This window comes from Kitasatospora sp. NPDC054768 (assembly GCF_053612025.1).
On sequence record NZ_JBSHBN010000264.1, the window covers coordinates 1 to 7492 of the forward strand.

General features: G+C 73.5%; 5 protein-coding genes and 1 pseudogene. 4 read left to right on the plus strand and 2 right to left on the minus strand.

Annotated features, from left to right (window positions below):
* Positions 1 to 275: 275 nt before the first annotated feature.
* Together ACWGKU_RS39445 and ACWGKU_RS39450 are read left to right on the plus strand one after the other, a co-directional pair.
* Complete coding sequence (locus ACWGKU_RS39445) at positions 276 to 1922, plus strand: carbohydrate binding domain-containing protein (RefSeq protein ID WP_452181000.1); 1647 nt, start codon at positions 276 to 278, stop codon at positions 1920 to 1922.
* Positions 1923 to 2103: 181 nt separating this feature from the next.
* Positions 2104 to 2436: pseudogene (locus tag ACWGKU_RS39450) on the plus strand (SMP-30/gluconolactonase/LRE family protein); the annotation flags it as partial.
* A gap of 61 nt (positions 2437 to 2497) precedes the next feature.
* Here the strand turns inward: ACWGKU_RS39450 and ACWGKU_RS39455 are convergent.
* Together ACWGKU_RS39455 and ACWGKU_RS39460 are read right to left on the minus strand one after the other, a co-directional pair.
* Positions 2498 to 3403, minus strand: coding sequence for an NmrA family NAD(P)-binding protein (locus ACWGKU_RS39455; RefSeq protein WP_401049282.1), 906 nt, complete (start codon positions 3401 to 3403; stop codon positions 2498 to 2500).
* Positions 3404 to 3462: 59 nt separating this feature from the next.
* Positions 3463 to 4506, minus strand: coding sequence for an NAD(P)-dependent alcohol dehydrogenase (locus ACWGKU_RS39460; protein ID WP_452181006.1), 1044 nt, complete (start codon positions 4504 to 4506; stop codon positions 3463 to 3465).
* A gap of 554 nt (positions 4507 to 5060) precedes the next feature.
* Here ACWGKU_RS39460 and ACWGKU_RS39465 point away from each other — a divergent pair.
* Positions 5061 to 6386 (plus strand): preATP grasp domain-containing protein, encoded by a 1326-nt coding sequence (locus ACWGKU_RS39465; RefSeq protein WP_401049278.1) that lies wholly within the window; start codon positions 5061 to 5063, stop codon positions 6384 to 6386.
* Between the two features lie 44 nt (positions 6387 to 6430).
* Entirely contained in the window at positions 6431 to 7471 is a 1041-nt protein-coding gene (locus ACWGKU_RS39470; RefSeq protein ID WP_452181007.1) for a quinone oxidoreductase family protein, read from the plus strand.
* Positions 7472 to 7492 lie beyond the last annotated feature (21 nt).

The window sequence follows — 7492 nt, forward strand, 5'->3', positions numbered from 1 at the left end:
CGCTCGTACGGAGCGGACCGGGCGGCGTCGTCGTGCGCGCCCTCTGCAATGGTCCAGACCTAATTGGTCCAGACCTATTGACTCCCCTTGCCGCCCCTCCTACGATCCGGTCCGGCACAGCCCCACATGTTTCCCCCACCTCACCCAGAGCCGGGCGTCACGCCCCCACGCGTCGGTCATGTCCATGACGCTCGGCGGAAAGGGAGCACAGCATGTTTCGTCGGAGGTCGCGCATCCCACGCCCGTCGGGCGGATTCCGCCCGGAGCGGGCGACCGTGGAACGCGCAGTACAGGTGCACCGGACCGGCGGCCCGGAGCACGGGCCGACCGTCCTGAAGCGCTTCCTCGCCGGGGTGAGCGCCGCAGCCGTCATCGGCGCCGGCATCGCCGTGGCGGGCACCGTCACGGCCGGGGCCGCCACCCCCAACCTGGTGGCCAACCCCGGCTTCGAGAACGGGCTTTCCGACTGGACCTGTTCCGGCGGCGCGGGTGCGGCGGTGAGCAGCCCGGTCCACTCCGGCGCCTCCGCGCTCAAGGCCACGCCGACCGGCCAGGACACCGCCCAGTGCACCCAGACCATCAGCGTGCAGCCCAACTCCCAGTACACGCTGAGCGCCTACGTCCAGGGCAGCTACATCTACCTGGGCGCCACCGGCACCGGTGTCACCAACGCCTCCACCTGGACGGCGAACAGCGCGTCGTACAGCCAGCTCGGCGTGGGCTTCACCACCGGGGCGAACACCACCTCGGTGACCGTCTTCCTGCACGGCTGGTACGGGCAGCCGGCGTTCTACGCGGACGACGTGTCGCTCACCGGCCCCGGCGGCAGCAGCCCCTCGCCGACCGCCACCACGCCGACCACCGCGCCTCCGACGTCGTCGACGCCGACCACCACGCCGCCCACCAGCACACCGCCGACGACGTCGACGCCCACCACGACGCCGCCCACCACCACGCCGCCGAGCGACACCTGCCCCACGAAGCCCAAGCCGTCCGGCAAGGTCCTCCAGGGGTACTGGGAGAACTGGGACGGCGCCCTGAACGGCGTCCACCCCGGCATGGGCTGGGTGCCCATCACGGACAGCCGGATCGCCGCGCACGGCTACAACGTCATCAACGCCGCCTTCCCGGTGATCCTCTCGGACGGCACCGTCCTGTGGCAGGACGGCATGGACACCAACGTCAAGGTCTCGACCCCCGCCGAGATGTGCCAGGCCAAGGCGGCCGGGGCGACGATCCTGATGTCGATCGGCGGCGCCGCCGCCGGCATCGACCTGAGCTCCAGCACCGTCGCCGACAAGTTCGTCGCGACCGTCGTCCCGATCCTGAAGAAGTACAACTTCGACGGAATCGACATCGACATCGAGACCGGCCTGTCCGGGAGCGGCAACATCAACACGCTGTCCGCCTCCCAGGCCAACCTGATCCGCATCATCGACGGCGTGCTGTCCCAGATGCCCGCGGGCTTCGGCCTGACGATGGCCCCCGAGACCGCGTACGTCACCGGCGGAAGCGTCAACTACGGGTCGATCTGGGGCGCCTACCTGCCGATCGTCAAGAAGTACGCCGACAACGGGCAGCTGTGGTGGCTGAACATGCAGTACTACAACGGCAGCATGTACGGCTGCTCCGGCGACTCCTACCAGGCCGGTACCGTCCAGGGCTTCACCGCGCAGACCACCTGCCTGAACAACGGCCTGACCATCCAGGGCACCACCATCCGGGTGCCCTACGACAAGCAGGTGCCCGGCCTGCCGGCCCAGCCCGGTGCGGGCGGCGGCTACATGGACACGGGCCTGGTCGGTCAGTCGTGGAACGCCTTCAGTGGTTCGCTGAAGGGGCTCATGACGTGGTCGCTCAACTGGGACGGCTCGAAGGGCTGGTCCTTCGGCGACAACGTCAAGCGCCTCCAGGGGCGTTGATACCCCGGAATCCCCGGAGCTCCTGAAGCCCCCGGAGCTCCCGGAGTTCCCGCCGACGTCCCCGCGCCCCGGTGCACCGCTCCGGGCGCGGCCCGGTCACCGACCGGAGCCGCGCCCGGCTCGGAGCCCGGGGCGCGGGCCGTCGAAGCCCTCGGGCGCGGGGGGCCGTTCGCAGGGCGACGTCAACGACAGCCGGGCCGGGCACATCCGGGTCTTCGACATCCGGGAGGACGGCACCCTCACCGGCGACCGGATCTTCGTCAAGGGCGTCGGCTGCCGCTTCGACAACATCCGCTTCGACCGCGACGGCCGGCTCTGGGCGGCGGCCTTCGACGACGGCGTCCACTGCTACGCCCCCGACGCCACTCTCCTCGGCCGCATCCGTGTTCCCGAGCCGGTCTCGAACCTCACCTTCGGCGGCCCGAAGCGGAACCGGCTGTTCATCACCGCCACCACCTCGCTGTACTCCCTGGTGACGTCCATGACGGGCGCCCACCGCGTCTCCTTCCAGTAGGAGACGCGCCCGCCCGGCCGCTCGCGGCGGGGGGAACGCCGGCCCGCCGCGTCCCCGCTGGTCAGCCGGTGAACAGGCCGGCGTTCCGCCGGACGAAGTCGCCCACGCCGGTGGCGGGGCGGCCGGTGACCTGCCGGACGCCGTCGGTCCGGCGGTCGTAGCGGTTCTCGGCGTGGAGACGGGCCATGGTGGAGATGTGCCGGAGGACGTGGTCCGGCAGCTCCAGCGGTGCGAGGTCGTGGTCGATCCACTCCCGCAGCGGGACGTCGACGTAACGGACGGGCCGGCCGAGGGCTTCGGAGGCCTCCGCGGCGATGGCCGGGCCGTCCTGGGAGCGCGGGCCGGTCAGCTCGTAGACCCGGCCGAGGTGCGGGGCCGGGTCGGCCAGGACCTCCGCGACGACCGCGGCGACGTCCGTGGCCGCCACGGGGGAGGTCCTGGCCCGCCCGAACGGCAGCCTGACGGTGCCGTCCCTGGCGATCGAGGACAGTCCGGCCCGGAAGAGCGGGTTCTCCAGGAACACGGTGGGCCGGACCTCGACGACGGGCAGGCCCGACCAGCTCAGCACCTGTTCGACCAGCCACTGCTGCCGGTGCTGGTGGGACTCGCCGGCGGCGGAGAGTCCCAGCTCGGAGACGGTCAGCTGGGACATGTTCACGAACACCTCCAGCCGCCCCGCCTCCCGGGCCACGGCCGCCGCCGTGAGGGCGGCCTCCAGGTACTGGTCGGAGACGCCCATGCCGAAGTACGTCCGGCGGCAGCCGGCCAGGGCGGCGAGGACGTCGTCCGTGCGGGTCAGGTCCCCGACGACGACCTCGGCGCCGGTCGCCCGCAGGGCCCGCGCGCGCCCGTCGTCGCGGTGCACCAGGGCGCGGACCGGGAGGCCCCGCCGCCGCAGGTCCTCGACCACGGACCGTCCGACGCCCCCGACGCGGCCGGCGGCCCCGGTCACCAGGATCGGTTGCACGGTCTCCTCCGAAGTGTTCGGCGCGGCGCGGGCCCGGTGCGGCCCGGCCCGGCCGGTCGTCAGATGGTGGCGGTGTCGATGACGAAGCGGTAGCGGACGTCGCTGGCGAGGACGCGCTCGTAGGCGTCGTTGATCCGGTCGGCGCCGATCAGCTCGATCTCGGCCGCCACGCCGTGCTCGGCGCAGAAGTCCAGCATCTCCTGGGTCTCGGCGATCCCGCCGATGCCCGAGGAGCTCATGCTGCGGCGCTTGCCGGCCAGCCGCCGGAGGTCGACCTCCACGGGCTCCTCCGGGAGGCCGACGTTGACCATGGCCCCGTCGGTGCGCAGCAGGGAGAAGTAGGCGGCGAAGTCGAGCGGGGCGGAGACGGTGTTGAGGACGAGGTCGAAGGTGCCCGCGAGCTCCTGGAAGGTCGCCGGGTCGCTGGTCGCGTGGTAATGGTCGGCGCCCAGCCGCAGGCCGTCGTCCTTCTTGCGCAGGGACTGGGACAGCACGGTGACCTCGGCCCCGAGCGCGTGGGCGATCTGCACGCCCATGTGGCCGAGCCCGCCGAGGCCGACGACGGCGACCCGCGTGCCGGGCCCGGCGTTCCAGTGCCGCAGCGGGGAGTAGGTGGTGATGCCCGCGCACAGCAGCGGGGCGGCCTTGTCCAGCGGCAGCGCGTCCGGGATGCGCACCGCGTAGTTCTCGTCGACGACCACGTTCTTCGCGTAGCCGCCGTACGTGGGCCGGCCGTCCTTGCCGACGGCGTTGTACGTCCACACCGGGCCGTCGTCGCAGTACTGCTCCAGGCCGGCCCGGCAGTTGTCGCAGGTGCGGCAGGAGTCGACCATGCAGCCGACGCCGACCCGGTCGCCGACCCGGAACCTCGTGACGCCGGGGCCGGCCCCGGTGACGACGCCCGCGATCTCGTGCCCGGGCACCATGGGGAAGATCGCCTCGCCCCAGCCCTCGCGGGCCTGGTGGATGTCGGAGTGGCAGATGCCGACGAAGGCGATGTCGATCAGCAGGTCGTGCTCGCCGACCGCACGGCGCTCGATGGTGGTGCGTTCCAGCGGGGCCTTGGGGCCCGGTGCGGCGTAGGCGGCGACGGTGGTGGTCATGGGAGTTCGTTCCCCCTTCTGCGGACGGAACCGCGATGGTCGGATCGGGCCGGGTCGGCCGGGCCGGACGGGTCGGGTGAGCCGGACGGGTCGGTCGACCAGCACGTCCACGGTACCCACGAGGACGGTGCGCCGCGCCGCCGGCCCGGCTGGGGAAGCTGCGGAACCGGCACCCCGGAGACCCCGTACGACGGCGCCGGTGACCGGGTCGGCCACCGGAACGAGAGGTACCGCGCCTGCGGCGAGTACCGCGCCGAGCCCGGGCCGGAGCCGTCGTCCTGCCCGGAGAGGCTGCGCGAGGAGGGCCGTCGTTGTCCTGTTCCCGCCGATCGGCGGGTGCCGTACGCGGCTCGGGCCGACGCCGGCCCGGCCCTCCGGCGGGCCCGACCGCGCAGGTCGGAGGGCCGCCGGTTGTTCGGCGTTTTGTTCAATGACCGAGGACCGAACCAGAACAACCCCGGTGCGCTACACCAGGAGCGCACGCCACACCCGTGTCGTGCGCGGGACCAGAACCGTGGGCCGCGACAGCGCCGGACACCGGGAGAGTTCACCAGATGACGACGCTCTGCATCGCGAACAACCGCACCGAGGAGATGGTCGGGGACCTCACCGGGGCGACGCCGCTGGAGCAGCTGTTCGCCGGGTGCGGGGCACAGCGGATGCTCTGGTGGGCCGAGGACGGCGACGTCCTGGTGCTGCCCTGGGGCCCCGACCCGGAGTACCTGGCGTACGTCGCCGGGCTGACCGGGGTGCGGGCCGACAGCCTGACCTTCGTGGTGCCGCCGCCGGGCGCCCACGGCGACCAGGTGCTCACCACCGACCGCCTGGTCGACCCGGGCTTCCTCGCGGAGCTGCGCCGCGTCCTGGACGGGCGCACCGTCGACGAGGTGCTGGCCGTCTCGCCGAACGGCGCGGTGGCCGGGCTGGCGGCCGCGCTCGGCCTGGCGCACGCGATGCCCGGCCGGCCCTTCGCCGCGCAGGGCGGCAACGCCCTGGTCAACAGCAAGGCGGGGTTCCGGGCGCTGGCCGCCGGCGTCGGGGTGCCGATTCCGCCCGGGACGGTGGCCGGCTCGCCGGCCGAGGTCGAGGCCGCTGTCGAGCACCTGCTGGGGCAGGGGCACAGCGTGATGCTGAAGGTCGAGTACCAGGCGGGCGGGCTGGGCAACGAGATCCTCGCCCGGGACGAGAAGGTGGAGGCGGTCGGCGCCGAGCGGGTGGTTCCGCTGCCGGACCGGGCGGCGGTGGCCGCCTACGTGGCCGAGCGGTGGACCTGGCTGACCGGCGGGCGCGGCCAACGGGTGGTGGTGGAGCGGTACTTCCCCGACTGCGCGCCGTTGTACGCCCAGTTCCTCGTCGACGACGCGGCCGTGGTGCTCGCCGGCTGCGGTGAGATGGTCATGCGGCCGGTGGTGGTCGGCGAGATCACCCCGCCGGTCACCCCGGACGCGGGCGTCCTGGCCGAACTCGTCGAGCAGGGAGCCCGGTTGTGCGAGTCGCTGCGGGTGATCGGCTACCGGGGCACGGTCAGCGCGGACGCCGTGCTGACGCCCGGGGGCGAGATCTACTTCCACGAGACCAACGGCCGGCTCACCGGCTCCAGCCACCTGCACGACATCTTCGCCGCCCGCCTGCTGCGCGAGGAGCACCGCGGCTCGCGCCACCTGCTGGAGCTCGCCGGCCTCAAGGTGCCGTCCTTCGCCGAGGCCGTGGCGGCGCTCGGCGCGGCCGGGCTGGCCTTCGACCCGCGGACGGGCACCGGCGTGCTGTACAGCAACGACTTCGGGCCGGCCGACGGCTCGGTGATGTACTGCGTGGTCGCCGAGAGCCCGGAGGCCGTCCGCGCCCTGGAGAGCGCGCTGCTCGCGCTGTTCGCCGGATGAGGCCCCGGGCGACCGTGGACGACGCGACCGTGAACGAGACGACCGTGAACGAGACGACCGAGATCGAGGTGACCGTGAACGAGGTGGCCGTGGACCAGGCGGAAGGGGACGAGGTGGCCGTGGACGGGAAGGGGATGCGCGCGGCGGTGATCCACCGCTACGGCGGGCCGGAGGAGCTGTGCATCGAGACGGTGCCGGAACCGGTGGCCGGGCCGGGCCAGGTGCTGGTGGACGTCACCCTGGCCGGGCTCAACTACGCCGACCTGGAGATCCGCGCCGGCGAGTACCTGCAGCTCCCGCTGCCGCTGGTGCTCGGCGTCGACGCGGTCGGGCGGCGCCGCGAGGACGGCCGGAGGGTCGTCGCGCTGCTGCGCACCGGCGGCGGGTACGCCGAGGTGGCCGTCCCCGAGGCGGCGCACACGGTGGAGGTGCCGGACGGCGTGGACGACGAGCAGGCGCTCGCACTGCTGGAGCAGGGGGCGACGGCGTACGGCGCGCTGGTCCTGGCGGGGCGGCTGCGGCCGGGCGACGCCGTCGGGGTGTCCGCGGCCGCGGGCGGGGTCGGTCACCTGGCGGTGCAGCTGGCCAGGGAGCTGGGGGCGGGCCGGGTGGTCGCCCTGGCCTCCACCCCGGAGAAGCGGGAGTTCCTGCGCTCGCTGGGCGCCGACGCCGTGCTGGACTCCGAGGACCCCGACCTGGGCGAGCGGCTCGCGGAGTCGGGCGGGCTGGACCTGTTCGTGGACTCGGTCGGCGGCCGGGTGCTGCGCGCCGGGCTGGCCGGACTGGCACCCTTCGGGCGGCTGGTGTCGGTCGGGGCGCGGGAGGGCGTGGAGGACGGCTTCACGATGGGCGACCTGACCGAGCGCTCGGCGGGGGTGCAGGGCTTCTGGCTCAGGCACGTGCTCACCGACCGGGCGCTGTTCGAGGGCATCGCCGACCACCTGTTCCGGCTCGCCGCCGAGCGGCGGGTGGTGGCGCGGATCGACCGGACCGTGCCGCTGTCCGGGGTGGCCGCGGCGCACCGGGCGATGGCCGCGCGGCAGACCATGGGCAAGGTGCTGGTGGACGTCCGCCGCGAGGCGTGAACGAAGCGCGCGAGGGGAGGG

Excerpts from the sequence above, each read along its gene's own strand:
- ACWGKU_RS39460 (WP_452181006.1), bottom strand. The coding sequence starts at position 4,506 with ATGACCACCACCGTCGCCGCCTACGCCGCACCGGGCCCCAAGGCCCCG.
- ACWGKU_RS39465 (WP_401049278.1), top strand. The coding sequence starts at position 5,061 with ATGACGACGCTCTGCATCGCGAACAACCGCACCGAGGAGATGGTCGGG.